At 69.6% G+C, this 14,041-nt stretch carries 9 protein-coding genes; all 9 read left to right on the forward strand.

The genetic code is table 11. The annotated features are described in order from the left end of the window. The first annotated feature begins 9 nt into the window (after positions 1–9). The 9 genes from BMY97_RS25320 to BMY97_RS25360 are packed head-to-tail and all read left to right on the forward strand — an operon-like array spanning position 10 to position 13,890. Entirely contained in the window at positions 10–1,011 is a 1,002-nt protein-coding gene (locus BMY97_RS25320) for a TauD/TfdA family dioxygenase (protein WP_091620685.1), read from the forward strand. After that, positions 1,008–2,678, forward strand: a complete 1,671-nt coding sequence (locus BMY97_RS25325; protein ID WP_091620687.1) for a PhpK family radical SAM P-methyltransferase — start codon at positions 1,008–1,010, stop codon at positions 2,676–2,678. The genes BMY97_RS25320 and BMY97_RS25325 overlap by 4 nt, the downstream gene beginning before the upstream one ends. Then, positions 2,675–5,713, forward strand: coding sequence for a non-ribosomal peptide synthetase (locus BMY97_RS25330; RefSeq protein ID WP_091620690.1), 3,039 nt, complete (start codon positions 2,675–2,677; stop codon positions 5,711–5,713). The genes BMY97_RS25325 and BMY97_RS25330 overlap by 4 nt, the downstream gene beginning before the upstream one ends. Further along, the gene (locus BMY97_RS25335; RefSeq protein WP_091620693.1) at positions 5,710–6,477 is read left to right on the forward strand and encodes a thioesterase II family protein; all 768 of its coding nucleotides are present in this window, start codon (positions 5,710–5,712) and stop codon (positions 6,475–6,477) included. Before BMY97_RS25330 ends, BMY97_RS25335 begins: the two co-directional genes overlap by 4 nt. Continuing rightward, positions 6,467–9,331 carry an AMP-binding protein gene (locus tag BMY97_RS25340; RefSeq protein WP_091620696.1) on the forward strand — a complete coding sequence of 955 codons (2,865 nt, stop codon included), beginning with the start codon at positions 6,467–6,469 and terminating at the stop codon, positions 9,329–9,331. Before BMY97_RS25335 ends, BMY97_RS25340 begins: the two co-directional genes overlap by 11 nt. Then, complete coding sequence (locus tag BMY97_RS25345; protein ID WP_091620699.1) at positions 9,328–10,110, forward strand: FkbM family methyltransferase; 783 nt, start codon at positions 9,328–9,330, stop codon at positions 10,108–10,110. Before BMY97_RS25340 ends, BMY97_RS25345 begins: the two co-directional genes overlap by 4 nt. Then, entirely contained in the window at positions 10,107–11,330 is a 1,224-nt protein-coding gene (locus tag BMY97_RS25350) for a cytochrome P450 (RefSeq protein WP_091620701.1), read from the forward strand. Before BMY97_RS25345 ends, BMY97_RS25350 begins: the two co-directional genes overlap by 4 nt. Further along, positions 11,327–12,667, forward strand: a complete 1,341-nt coding sequence (locus BMY97_RS25355; RefSeq protein WP_091620704.1) for an amidase — start codon at positions 11,327–11,329, stop codon at positions 12,665–12,667. Before BMY97_RS25350 ends, BMY97_RS25355 begins: the two co-directional genes overlap by 4 nt. Continuing rightward, a complete protein-coding gene (locus BMY97_RS25360; protein WP_091620707.1) occupies positions 12,667–13,890 on the forward strand; it encodes an MFS transporter in 1,224 nt (407 codons plus the stop codon). Before BMY97_RS25355 ends, BMY97_RS25360 begins: the two co-directional genes overlap by 1 nt. Positions 13,891–14,041: the final 151 nt, after the last annotated feature.

The raw sequence follows: 14,041 nt of genomic DNA on the forward strand, positions 1-14,041 counted from the left end.
AAGGTGACCATGTCCGAATCCCTGCCTGTGAACGCCGACGGCGTCGCCCCGCCCACCCTCGACCTCACGACCCTCGCAAGCTTCACGACCGACCGGCCCCTCGGCTGGATACGGGAGAACCGAGCCCGGATCGACGCCGCGCTTGCCGAACACGGCGCCCTGTACTTCGCGGGCAGCGGGATCACCGACCGGCGCGGGTTCGCAGCCGTGCGCGACGCGCTGTTCGACAGCCCCGCCCACTATCGGGAGAAGGCGACCCCGCGCACGGACTTCGGCGCCGGCGTGTATTCCTCGACCGACCTCCCGCCGAGCCAGGACATCCGGCAGCACAACGAAAACAGCTACACCCTGACGTTCCCCGGCAAGCTTCTCTTCGGCTGCCTGACTCCGCCCGAGACCGGCGGTGCGACCACGGTCGCCGACGTCCGGTCCGTGCTCGGCGCACTGCCCGCGCACATCAGGGACCGGATGGCCGAGTCAGGCTGGCGGCTGGCACGCACGTACCACGAGTCCGTCGGCCTGCCCTGGCCGAGCGCGTTCGGCACTGACCGCAAGTCCGATGTCGAGGAGTATTGCGTGGCGAACGCCATCGACTGCACGTGGACCGAAGGCACACTGCGTACCGCTCAGGTTCGCCCAGGCGTGATCCGCCATCCCGGCACCGGGCAGCGAGCGTGGTTCAACCACGCCGCGTTCTGGAGCGAGTGGACGCTCGAAGAGGAGATCCGTGAGGTGCTCATCGAGGAATTCGGCCACGACGGGCTACCCTTCGCGACCGCCTACGGCGATGGGTCCGAGCTAAGGGCCGACGACGTGGCACAGATCAACGCCGCCTACGAGACAGCGACCCGGCGGCGGCCGTGGCGCCAGGGTGACCTGCTGCTGGTGGACAACCTGCTGTCCTCGCACGGCCGGGACGCCTTCACCGGCCGCCGGGACATCGTCGTGGCGATGGGTGAGCAAGTCGCCTTGGCCGACTGCGCCACCGTTCCTGCGGTGACTGCCCGATGACGCGCCTCGACTGCCTCGTCGTCGGGTACAACGAAGGCAGCTTCGAGGAGTACCGCGCGGTCTGCGAGCGGACCCGGCCCGGATCGCCGGAGCGGCAGATCTATTCGCGCGAGCGGCTCCGGGTCGACGGACGGGACATGCCGTGGCTCGAGGCATTCAGCATGCTTCGCGCCGGGGTGACCGGACGCCCGGATCGCTACCACCCGTCCGAGGTGCTCAACCTGGCGTGCCTGTACCTCACCAGCTACCTGCGCCGACACGGATTCGGTGCCGAAGCCGTCTTCTCCGTCACCGGCCAGCACGATGAACTGGTGGCCGCACTCGCGACGAAGCCACGGGTCGTGGCGATCACCACGACCTTCTACGTCAGTGCCTCACCAGTGCTGCCGATCGTGGAGCTGGTCCGCGAGCTGAGCCCGCACAGCCTGATCGTCGTCGGTGGGCCGCTGGTCGACAACCTCGCCCAGGATCGCGTGCTGCTGAACGTAGCCGACGAGGACCTGAACGACCTGTTCGACATCATGGGTGCCGACGCCTACGTCTGGGAGTCGCAGGGCGAGGCCGCGCTGGCGGACATCTGCGCCGCTGCCACCGCCGGTTGCGCACTCGACTCAGTCCCGAACCTGTTCCTGCGCAAGGACTCCCGCGGCACGTGGAGCCTGACCTCGCGCGCCCCAGAGGCGAACAACCTCGACGAATGCGCCATCAACTGGAGTGGGTTCCGCGACGTCCGCCTCGGCACGACTGTCCAGCTCCGGACCGCACGCAGCTGCGCGTTCCGCTGCACGTTCTGCGACTACCCCTCGCGCGCCGGTGCACTGACGCTGGCCGGGGTCGACACCGTCCGCCATGAGCTGCGGCAACTGGCTGAGCTGGGTGTGCGGAACGTCGTGTTCGTTGACGACACCTTCAACGTCCCGCCAAAGCGGTTCGCGCAGCTCTGCCGGATGATGCTCGAAGAAGACCTCGGCCTGTCCTGGTACTCCTACCTACGCTGCGCATCCACGCGCGACGAGAGCGTGTTCGACCTGGCCGCGGCCAGCGGTTGTGCCGGAGTGTTCCTCGGTATCGAATCCGCAGACCCGACCGTGCTCGCCAACATGAAGAAGCTCGCACAGGACGACCAGTACAGGGCCGGCCTCCGCGAGCTGAACCAGCGCGACATCCTCACCTTCGCCTCGATCATTGTCGGCTTCCCCGGAGAAACCGACAAATCCGTCCGCCGAACGCGCGACTTCCTGGAGGAGACCCGCCCGACGTTCTGGCGGGCGCAAAGCTGGTGGGCCAACCCCCGGTCACCGATCTACCGGCAACGAGAGCAGTTCGGGATCGAAGGCCGAGCCTACAACTGGCGCCACGAGACGATGACCTCCGAGGAAGCCGCGGCGCACTGCGACGCACTGTTCGACGAGGTAGAGGCGACCACGTGGCTGCCGTTGTACGACTTCGACTTCTGGTCCATCCCGTACCTGCGGGGCAAGGGATTGACCGTGCCCGCGCTCGCCGAATGCCTGCGCCGGTCCCAGGCGGTGATGCGCACCGAGTCCTCATCCGCGGACGTGCACGCCGCAGCGACGCGGTCCTTTGAGGACTACGTCCGCGGGCTGCCCGGCCTCGATCCGGCGCGATTCCGGCTGCGCGCCGCGGTTACAGGAGCCAGCGCGTGATCGGGGGCTTCGTCGAACGGGAACCAGCCACGGCCGCCCAACAGCGGCTGTGGCTGGTGGACCAGCAATGCCCGCGCGGCATCGAATTCTCCTTCCCGTACCTTTTCGAGCTGCACGGCCCGTGCGACCCTGCGCGCCTGGCCGACGCGATCGCCCAGGTCGTGGCGCGTCACGCGCCGTTGCGCACCACGTTCGCCCTGCACGACGAGACGCTCGAACAACACATTCACCCAGCCGCCACCGCCTGCTTCGCGCTCGTCGAGCCCAGCGACGCAGACGAGGCGGATGCGCTGATCGCGGACGAGGTCACGACCCCCTTCGACCTGGCGCGGGACGTTCCCCTACGGGTGCGGCTATACCGGATCGGCGAGCGCGAGCACCGGCTGCTGGTCAACGTCCACCACGTCGCCACCGACGGCCTTTCGATGCAGGTCATGCTCGACGAGATCGCCGCGGCCCACCGGGGCGACGACCTACCCGAACTGCTGATGTCCTCGGCGGGCGAAGGTCCGGTGCCGCCCAATGTCCTTGACTTCTGGCAGCGCACGACGACCGGCGCGATGGCGCCCGCGGGTCTGCCGGGAGAGCGTTCGCCCCGGCGGCCACCGGCGTTCTCGGGGCAGTGGTTCGACCTGGAACTCTCAGCGGCCGACACGACAGGACTCGACCGGCTCGCACGCGCGTCCGGCGGCAGCCTCTATTCGGCCCTGTTCGCGCTGCTGGCAGTGGTCCTCGGCCGCCGCACGGGACAAACGGATCTCGTGCTCGGTGTCCCGTTTTCGGGCCGACGGTCGGACCAAGAGCGGCTGATCGGCTTCTTCGTCAATCTGCTGCCGGTGCGGCTGCGGGTCGACGAGCGGATGGCTCCCCGCCAGCTGTGCGCGGCGGCCACAGACGCGGTGACCGCCGTTCTCGAGCACTCCACTGTCCCGCTCGACCGGATCGTCGACCGGCTTCCGCGGCCCGAAGGCGGTTTCGGCGCGCTGCTCGATGTCACGTTGACCGAGGAGCAGACGCCACGGCTTGAACTGTCCGGGATCGAGGTTGTCCACCACGACCTGAGGCTGGACGTCGCGCGCTACCGCCTGGCGGTGGACTACCGACGGCTGCCCTCGGGCGGGCTGCGATTCGAGGTCTCCTACGCCAAGGACCGATTGACCCGCGCCCAAGTTGCCGAGCTGATGGCCGACGTCGCGACGCTCGTTCGCACGGCCGCGGCCGCACCGGACCGACCACTCGCTACCCAGCCGATGACCGGCGGGCCGGTGTCCGTGCTGGTTGAGCCAGAGCCTGGCACGATGCCAGAGGCGTTGGCCACGCTCTGGCGGCGGGCGGTCGAGCGTCACGGTGGCAGAGTGGCGGTGATCGACCGTGCCGGCGAGCTGACCTTCGCGGGCCTCGACCGCGCAACCGCCGCACTCGCGCGGCGGTTGCGCGGTCGCGGGTTGTCCCCCGGCCAGCGGGTGGCGCTGAGCTGCGCCCGCAACCGCGACTTCTTCGTCGCTCTGCTCGCCGTACTGCGCTGCGGGGCGACCCCTGTGTTACTGGACGCAGGACATCCCGCCGGACGGCGAGCCGAGCTTGTCCGGCGCTCCGGTGCGGTGATAACCCTGAGCTCAGCACCCGGCGGTCCGGACGAGATGCCTGTGTCGTCCACTGCGGACGATGATGAGGATTCGATCGCGTGGACGGACCGCCCGGACGGCAGCCTCGCCTACGTCGTGTGTACCTCGGGCAGTACCGGGACGCCGAAGTGCGTGGGGGTCGAGGACCGGAACCTCCTGCGACTGCTGGCCAGCCTCGACGCTCTCGGCTTCGCCGACCCATCACGGCGCTTAGCGCTCAACGCCAGCCTCGGCTTCGACGCTTCCGTCCAGCAGTGGGTCCGGGTCTTCGCTGGCTGCCCGGTCGTCATCCTGGACGAACAGGCCCGGCTGGACCCAGCCGAACTCGTCGGACACGTCATCCGACACGACGTCGCCGAGTTGGACATCAGTCCCCGACATCTCGATGCCATCCTCGACCCGCTCGTCGGCGAACTGTGCCGGGCCGGGCGGTCGCTGCGACTCCTCGTTGGCGGCGAAGCCCTCCCGGCGCCGCTCTGGACACGGTTGCGGGCCGCGACAGAGGAGGGGTTACTGGTCTGCTGGAACATGTACGGCCCCACCGAGACCACAGTGGACGCTTCGGTCTGCCCGCTGGCGATGTCGGAAGAGCCCACAATCGGGCTGCCGCTGCCAGGCGTGTGCGCCTACGTGCTGGACGAGTGGTGGCGCCCAGTGCCAGCCGGCAGCCCCGGGCAGCTGTGCCTCGCCGGCGATGGCGTCGGCCGCGGATACCTGGACGCGCCGGGCATGACGGCGCGGACGTTCGTGGCCGACCCAGTCGCCGCCGACGGCAGCCGGATGTACGCCACCGGCGACCGCGTCCGGATCCGTCCAGACGGCCTCCTGGAATTCCTTGGCCGGATCGACGACCAGGTCAAGATCAACGGCCACCGTGTCGAGCCGCACGAGCTCGAGGTCGTGGTACTCGGCCACAGCGGTGTGACCGCCTGTGCGGTGCTCGCCGACCCTGGTCCGGACCCGCAGCTGACGCTCTTCGCCGTCTGCCCGCAACCGATCCTCGACAGCTTGCCGGACTGGCTGGCCGCCCGAGTACCGGGCTACCTGGTGCCGCGCCGGCTGCACAGGGTGGCCACGATCCCGCTGGGACCGCAGGGAAAGGTCGACCGTGCCGCGCTGCAAGAAGCCACCGGACGTCTGGTGTCCGCTGAGCGGCCGGTGCCAGCTGAACCGGGACCGCGCGGCGCAGCCCAGGTTATCGCCGAAGCGTGGCGCGAGGTGCTGCGGACCGCTGAGGTCGGCGAAGACGACGACTTCTTCTCCCTTGGCGGACACTCGCTGTTGGCCATCCGCGTCATCGCGCGGGTGCGCAAGGAGATGAGCGTGACCCTGCCGATCTCCAGCATCTTCACCTTCCCAGTGCTGCGTGACCTCGCGGCTCACGTCGAGCTGCTGCGGAGCCGGACATGACCACCGGGGACCCGCGCTGGTTCGCGGGGCTCGAACGCCGGGCCGACCCCGGCCGGCCGCTCATGGTCGCTGTGCCGCCGTATACCCGCGGTCCCGAGGTGTTCGCCGGCTGGATCGACCAGCTCAGCAACGCGGATTTCGTTGTCGCGCAGTTACCGGGTCGCGGCTCGCGATTGTTCGAAAAGCCCGAGGATGACTCCGGTGCGCTGGCCGGCCGGCTCGCTGCAGAATTGGCAGAGCTCGTGCCGGATCAGTGGGTCCTCGCGGGCCACTGCTCTGGCAGCTACCTCGCGCTCGAAACCGCCGCCCGACTGATGCCGGTCGGCCGGGCTCCTGCGCACCTCGTGCTTTCCAGCAGCCGCACCCCGGCGGGGCTGGCCGATCCGGACTCGGCCCAGTCCCGGGCGGCCGCGGCGATCCTGTCAGCCACAGACGACGAACTCGCGCAGCGGCTGCGAGAACGGGGCAGTCTGCCCGCCGAGTTCACCGAGCCCGAATTCATCGCGGCCATCCTGGCCGCCCATCGCTCGGCCGTCCGCGCTGCGGCCGGGTACCGCTGCACCTGGCCACGGCTGGCGGTAGCCAGCGACGTATGGCGGGGGGAAGCCGACACCACGCTGGACCGCAGCCGCGCGCAGGAGTGGGACCAGTACTTGGCCGGGCCGGTGCGGCAGATCTCCTTCCCTGGCTGCCGGGAGTACATCGAGCGGCCCATGCCGGCTGCTGTCGAGCTCGTCGAGGAGTTGATCAGCCATGGCCAGTGACCTGACCCCGAGCCCGACCGCCCAGCAGCGGCCGGCCAGCGCGGCCCAGCGTCGCGCCCTGGCACAGCTGCGGCTGAAAGCCAGCGTGGCCGACGAGATATCGCGGACGCATTGGATCGATGGCGGCCTGGACACGGCAGCGCTCGTCCGGGCGGTCGCCGAAGTCGTCCGGTCCCGGGACATGCTGCGCGCCCGCCTCCTGGTGACGGCCGAGGGCGGTGCCGTGCAGGAGATTCACGAAGACTGCGAGATCGAGGTCGTTCCCCTGGACGGGGGCCGCTCCGCACTGCTGGAGGCGGTCGAACGGAGCCGAGCGGCCCCTCTGACCGAGCGGTTGGCGTGGTTCCAGGCTGTCGTCTACCCCGGCCAGGATGGGCACGGTCTGCTCCTGCGGATGCACCACGGTCTTGTCGATGGCCACGCGGTCGGGCTGGTCGAGCGCCAGCTGTGGTCGATCCTGGATGGCGCGCCCGCCGGAGTGCACCCGCAGTACGCCGACCAGACGGACGAAGAGGTTGACCCGGCCGCGGTGAGCTGGTGGGAGGACCGGCTGGCCGGAACAGGTCCGGCGACGGTCATACCTGATCACTCCGGCCCGCAGGAGTTCTCCGCCGGCAGCGTGGCCCTAGATTTGGCCCCGGAAGCGACCGCCGCGGTCCGGGAGACCGCACGCCGCCTGCGGACGACGCCCCTGACCGTCCTGCTTGCCGCCCACCTGACCACGATTGGCACCTTCAGCGGGCAGACCGATGTCGTTGCGGCGACGCCCTACTTGAACCGGGAAACGGTGCGCGCGCGTCACCTTGTCGGTCCCCTGGTCAACCTCCTGCCGATCCGGGTACGACTGCGCGGTGTCGACCAGACCGACATCATCGCAGCCGTCGGCGCTGAGCTGCGGGCCGCGCTCAGCCGGGCCGAGGTGCCGTTCGACCGGATCGCCGCGGGCAGTGCCGGCGACGGCGGTTTCGGAATCGTCCGCACCGCTCTGGTCGTCAACAGGCCCGAGACAGCACCAGCGATCCGGTGTGGCGCAGTCACCCGGGTTGAACTTCCCATGATTGCGCTGCGCTGGGACTTCGTGGTCACCCTGCGCGAAGCCGGAGACCGCTTGACCGGGGCGCTGCTTTACCGAACCGACCGCTATACCGAATCGACCGCCCAGTCGGTGCGAGACACCTTCGTCGCCCACCTGACCGGCACCGCGCCAACTACTACCCGTCCGGTGCCCGCCCGTCCCGGCGACCTGGTCCCCGATGCCCTGGGCCGGCTGCTCGACCTCGCCGGTTTCGCCGACGACGACCCAGTGGTCGTCAGCGGCGATGTCCCGATGTCTCGGAAGCACTTCGACACCATCACGACCGCTTACGCCGCCAGGATCGCCCCCGGCGACCGGGTCGGGCTCGCACTGCCCGACCCCGCTCATCAAGCCGCCGCTCTGCTGGCGACTTGGCGGCGAGGAGCGGCGGCAGTGCTGCTTGACCACCGCCATCCGCCCGAGCGCCGCGCGGCCGTGCTCGACGACGCAAAGCCCCGAGTGGTATTCACCGAGCCACTCGAACCCGCGGAACCCTCTGACGCCACGGAGATTTCGCCCCACGGCGAAGAGCTCGCGTACCTCGTCTACACCTCGGGTACCGACGGCCGCCCGAAAGGGGTCGCGGCGACCTACGCCAACCTCGCCTATCTGCTCAGCACTGTCGCCGCCGTGCAGGCGCCAGTCGCGGGGTGGAACCCGCTCGGGGCCGGCTTCGACGGCTGGCTCTGGGCAACCCTGTTGCCCTGGGCCTCTGGCCACCCGGTGGTATTCCCGGCCAGCGGCGTGGCAGACGTCATCGGCGCCGAAAGCAGCGTCACGCTGACTCCGACTATGTTGGCCGCCCTGGATCCCGCGACCGCGCCATGGACGATCGTGGCTGCGGGAGAGGCGCTGCCCGCCGTAGCGGCCAGACAGTGGTCCGGTCACCGTTTGCTCAACGCCTACGGCCCGACCGAGACCACCGTCTGCGCGAGCTGGGCCGACAGCGCCGCGGGCGAGGACCCGGCGAGCGTCGGCCGCCCCGCGCCCGGAACACTGGTCTACTTGACCGACGAATGGCTGCGGCCGGTTCCCCGGGGTGCGATCGGGGAGCTCTGCGTCGCCGGACCTGGCGTCACTCGCGGCTATCACGGGCGTCCTGGCCTGACCGCGCGAAACTACGTTGCAAATCCCTTCGCCGCGGACGGCTCCCGCCTCTACCGGACCGGCGACCTCGCCCGGCTCGGTGCCGACGGCCTGCTCCGCTACGTCGGCCGCCGCGATGCCCAGGCGAAGATCGCCGGCATCCGGATCGAGCTCGGTGAAATCGCTGCGGTCGTTACCAGCTGTCCGGACGTGCTGGAGGCCGGCGCCGTGCTGCACACCGGCGACGACGGCCCGGAGATCCGTGTCGGCGTCGTCACAGAGGAGGAGGGGCTGCCACCGACCCTGGCGGCGGAGATCGACCGCACCTGCGACAACCGTCTGCTGCCGGAAATGCGGCCAGCTCACGTCGCAGCCGTCCGCAAGCTACCCAGGACCGCCAACGGGAAACTGGACCGGCCCGCGTTGGCCCGGATGCTCGCCGACACCCTGGCTCCCGCACCGACACTGGGCGGCGACGTCCGGGCCCGGCTCGCCGCGGCGTGGAGCTCGATTCTCGCGGTACCGGTCGACGACTACGACCGAACCTTTTTCTCTTATGGCGGCCACTCATTGACCGCGGCTCGGACCGTCGCGCGGCTGCGTGATGAGTTCGGCGGCTCGATCCCGATCACAGTCTTCTTCGCGCACCCGACGGTGAACGAGTTCGCCGCCTGGCTGGAGGCTCGCGGATGACGACCTCTCAGTGCACCCTGCCCAACGGTCTGGCCTGCCACTGCGTGGACGAGGCCCAGGTTGCCACCCTTTACCGCGAAATCTTCGACCGCCGGTGCTGGCTCGACCGGGGGCTCACCCTGGCCGACGGAGATTTCGTCGTCGACGCCGGTGCAAATATCGGACTGTCCACTTTGTTCTTCCACCTAGAGCGGCCGAACCTGCGATTCCTCTGCTTCGAGCCGGCTCCGGTGCCATTCGAAGCGTTGCAGCGCAACGTCGCCCAGCACGGCATCCACGCGGTGTGCCGCCCGGTCGCCCTCGGAGCGACGGCCGGTGACGGTGTCCTGACCTACTACCCGCGCGTCGCGGCAATGTCGAGTCTGCGCGCTGATCCGGTGGCCGACGCCACGATCACCCGGACCTACCTGCGCAACAGTGGGCTCACGGACGAGGACGCCTGCGCACTCGTGCCCGGCGACCACGAGGGAATGCCGGTGCCGTGCCGAATCGTGCGGCTGGCCGACGAGATCGGGTCCGCCGGACTGCCCCGTGTCGACCTCCTCAAAGTGGATGTCGAGAAGAGCGAACTCGACGTCCTGGCAGGGCTGGACGCGAGTACCTGGCCGCTGGTCCGCCAGGTGGCCCTCGAGGTTCACGACGCCGACGGGGTCCTCGACGCGGTCTGCCATACCTTGTCCAACGCCGGGTTCGCGGTCCAGGTCCGACAGGACCCGCTGCTGAGCGGGACGAACATCCATGACGTCGCGGGCATCCGGCCCGGCGGAGGCCGATCGTGACTACCACCGACGAATGGTTGTCCGCGGCCAGCGAGATCGATCTGGCCGATCCGCTCTTGTACACCGGGGAACGGCCAGAGCGGATCTGGCGGACCCTGCGCAGCGCGGGTGAACCGCTCCGGGCGGGTGGAGACCCGGGGTACTGGGTGATGACACGCTACGAAGACGTGGCCGCGGTCTACCGGAACGGATCCTTATTCTCCTCTGAAAAGGGCATGCAGCTGGGGTTGGACCGCTCGGCGGCCGAGGCTGCGGCCGAAGCTGCGGCGGGCCGGATGCTGATCGTTACCGACGACCCGCGGCACGCGGAGATCCGCCGGGCGATCGGCGCCGCGTTCACCCCGAAGATGTTGCGTCGTCTGGAGGATCGGACGACGGCAGTCGCCCACCGGCTCGTCGCCGGCGCGGCGACCGGCGAGACGATCGACTTCGTCGAGGAGGTGGCCGCCCGGCTGCCCGCAACCGTCATCTGCGAGCTCATTGGAGTTCCGGACGCCGACCGGGACCACGTGACGGAGACGACGCAGGCGGCGTTCGGCGGCGCCACCGGCGATCCTACGGCGACGCAGGTCGCCGCCCACGCCGAGCTGTTCGACTACTGCGACCACCTAGTGACGCTCAAACGGCGCGAGCCCGCTGACGATGTGGCCACCGCACTGGCGAACGCCACTGTCGAGGGAACTCCGATGAGCCAGGAGGTCGCCGTGCTGAACTGCCACGGCTTGATCTCCGGTGGCAACGAGACCACCAGACACGCCTCCAGCACCACCGCGCTCACCCTGCTCACCGCGCCGGACCAATGGGATCTGCTACGCGCGGGCCAAGTCGGGCCCGATGACGCCGCCGAGGAGCTGCTGCGCTTTTCGTCACCAGCTAACCACGTCCTGCGCGTCGCAACGCGGGATCAGCGGATCGGCTCGGTCACCGTCTCGGCGGGCGAGTACGTCACGCTCTGGCTTGGCTCGGCCAATCACGACGAGGACGTCTTCGACGCGCCGGACCGGCTGCGATTCTCGCGGCACCCCAACCGGCACGTGACCTTTGGGCTGGGCAGTCACTTCTGCCTCGGCGCATTCCTGGCCCGGATGGAGCTGCGCGCTCTCGTCCGGGCGCTAGCCGAGATGGGGGTGACCATCGAGCCACGCGGCGTACCGCACCGGCTGGCATCAAACTTCCTGCGCGGTTACACCTCGATGCCGCTGGCACTGATCCGGCGATGACCGGGCACCCGGAACTCCACCGGCGAACAGTTGCGGACCTGGTCGCGATGCTTCGCCGCGGTGAGCTCACTTCGCAGTACCTCCAAGCGCACTACCTCGACCGGGCGGCGGCCGAAAACCGCAGCCTTCACGTCTTCTTCGCCTTGCGCGACCGGACCGATCCCATTGCACCGGTCGGGCCACTGGCCGGGCTGCCGGTGGCGGTGAAGGACACCGCGGCGACGGCGTGCTTGCCGACCACGTTCGGCAGCCTCGCCTACGCCGGATACCGGCCCGGCCACGACGCCGCGATCACGCGGGCCTGGGCTATGTCCGGCGCCGTGTGCCTCGGGAAGACCGCGACCTCGGAGTTCGGGTGCCTCTGTTACGTAGAGCCGGACCCCCGCCTCGCGGAGACTCCGCGCAACCCGTACGACCACGAAGCAGGCGTTGGTGGCTCGAGTGGCGGCTCGGCCGCTGCGGTCGCCGCGGAGCTCGTGCCGCTGGCGCACGGCACGGACTCGGGCGGCAGCGTGCGTATTCCCGCCGCACTGAACGGTGTCGTGGGCTACAAGCCCAGCGGTCCGGACGGCGCGTTGTCTTGGCGCGCGATGTCGGTGGACGGCATCCTCGCCCGCAACGTCGCCGACGTTCGGGTGGCCGCCGCAGCGCTCGGTCACCTCCCGGAGAGTCCGCTGCCGACTCGGTGGTGCGTCGGGGTCTGCTCTGACGATGCCCTTGCGTCGGTGGATCCGCGGATCCGAGTGGCGGTGAGGACCGCGGCGGACGCACTGGAGCGGGCTGGCCACAAACTCGTCGAAACCGGCTGCCAGGCCCGCGACGACGTCGCCACCTCCTACTTCACCGCGTGGGCCGCGCACGTGGCCAGGCTGCCGGTCCCGGCTGGGCGGGAGAACGACCTGCACGAAGTCACCACGCTGTTGCGCCGGCTCGGCGCCGCCGTCACACCCGCCGAGTTATCCGACGAGCTCGCCCGGCTGGGCGCAGCCCGGGACCGATCCGCGAGCGGCCAGGTCGACGTCGAGCTCGGCCCGGTCTGCACCCGCCCGCGACTGGCGATCGGTGAGCTGCGTCGGCCCGACCCCGTGGCCGCGCTCGCCGCGCAAGCCGAGTTCGCACCGTTCACCATCCCGGCGAACGTCGAAGGCAGGCCGAGCGTAGCCGTTCCGGTCTGGGTGCCCGACCTCCCCGAGTCCCCGGCCGCAGTCCTGCTGACCGCACGCCGCGGGTACGATCAGTCACTCTTAGCGCTCGCAGCTGAGGTCGAGCGCGCTGTAGGCGGCTTCCGACGCCCCGAGTGCCCATCGCCCGTGACCACTGCGAGGAGAATCCTTTAATGACCGCAGCGTCCATCCAGGTGGAGAAAACCGCACTTCCTCGGGTCTTCCACGTCTGGCTCGGCGGCGCGCTGGTGTCGCAGCTCGGCGATGCGGCGTTGTACTTCGCGCTCGGCTGGGCGGCCTCGGCCCACGGTGGGCTCGCGGCGGCCTGGGTGCTATCGGCGGTCGCGCTGCCCCGGACACTCCTGCTGCTGTTCGGGGGTGCGGTCGGTGACCGGCTCGGCGCCCGACAGGTCATGATCGTCGGTGACGCGGTGATGCTCGTCGTCGCGGTCGCGCTGGCAGTCGTGTCGGGAGCGGCCGGGATTCCGCTGGTGATGCTGGTGATCGCGGCTCTAGTGGTCGGCACGAACGACGCGTTCTATCTGCCCTCCGCAGGCTCCATGCCGCGCCGGCTGGTCGAACCCGGGCTACTTCCCCGCGCGGTTGCGCTGCGCCAGAGCGGTACCCAACTGGTCGGCATGGTCGGCCCGCCCATCGGCGGAGCGTTGGTCGCTTTCTCCGGACTCTCCGCCGCAGCATGGATCGACGCGACGACCTTCGCTGTCGTTCTAGTCGTGCTCATGATGGTGCGTCCGCGGTTCACCCCGCCGTCGCCGGGGCAACGCCAGCACATCCTGCGCGAAGTGGGAGAAGGTATCCGGGTTGTGGTCAAGACCGCCGGGCTGGGACCGGTGCTGCTCCTGGTCGCGGGCGCAGCGGGGTTCGTCTTACCGTTCACCTCGCTGCTGATCCCATTGCTCGCCCGGAGCCACGGATGGAGCTCGGCCGGGGCCGGGTTCGTCGTCGGAGCCCAGAGCGTCGGCACGATCGTGGCCGCCCTGATCATCAGCCGCCGGGGGATCCTCGCCCGCCCAGGGATGGTCGCCACGTGCGCGTTGGCCATGGTAGCCGTGGGACAGCTGATCGTCGGCTTCGCACCCTCAATACCGGTAGCCCTCGCCGGTGGTCTGGTGACAGGCGCGGCCAGCGGCGTGTTCGTCGGACACCTGAGCCCGTTGCTGCTCAGCGCCGCCCCCGACACACACTTGGCTCGCGTCCAAGCGATCCTCTCGGTAATCCAGAGCGTGACCTTACTAGCGACCAACAACATCATCGGCTCGGTCGCGAATGCCTTCGGCCCACGAGCGGGAGCGATCCTTTGCTCCGCAGTGCTTCTGGCCTGCGCGGCGACCGGCTTGGCCAGCCGCCCCATCCGCCGCATCTCCCGACCGGCGTAACGGTCCGGCCTGTCGCACCCCGTGGTCACGCAGAGAGCATGATCAGCCGGTGACACACTAGATCCCGGAATTGAAGCACGCGCGAGGCCTATCGCCGAGTCCACATTGACCTGAGTTCGGCCGGACGGCGAAGATAACTACACGCTACACA

The organism is Amycolatopsis saalfeldensis (assembly GCF_900110575.1).
GTDB classification, from domain to species: Bacteria; Actinomycetota; Actinomycetes; order Mycobacteriales; family Pseudonocardiaceae; genus Amycolatopsis; species Amycolatopsis saalfeldensis.

What these genes read in the sequence shown, in the direction of transcription:
- BMY97_RS25320 (WP_091620685.1), top strand. Translation starts at nt 10, where the DNA reads ATGTCCGAATCCCTGCCTGTGAACGCCGACGGCGTCGCCCCGCCCACC.
- BMY97_RS25325 (WP_091620687.1), top strand. Translation starts at nt 1,008, where the DNA reads ATGACGCGCCTCGACTGCCTCGTCGTCGGGTACAACGAAGGCAGCTTC.
- BMY97_RS25335 (WP_091620693.1), top strand. Translation starts at nt 5,710, where the DNA reads ATGACCACCGGGGACCCGCGCTGGTTCGCGGGGCTCGAACGCCGGGCC.
- BMY97_RS25340 (WP_091620696.1), top strand. Translation starts at nt 6,467, where the DNA reads ATGGCCAGTGACCTGACCCCGAGCCCGACCGCCCAGCAGCGGCCGGCC.
- BMY97_RS25345 (WP_091620699.1), top strand. Translation starts at nt 9,328, where the DNA reads ATGACGACCTCTCAGTGCACCCTGCCCAACGGTCTGGCCTGCCACTGC.
- BMY97_RS25355 (WP_091620704.1), top strand. Translation starts at nt 11,327, where the DNA reads ATGACCGGGCACCCGGAACTCCACCGGCGAACAGTTGCGGACCTGGTC.
- BMY97_RS25360 (WP_091620707.1), top strand. Translation starts at nt 12,667, where the DNA reads ATGACCGCAGCGTCCATCCAGGTGGAGAAAACCGCACTTCCTCGGGTC.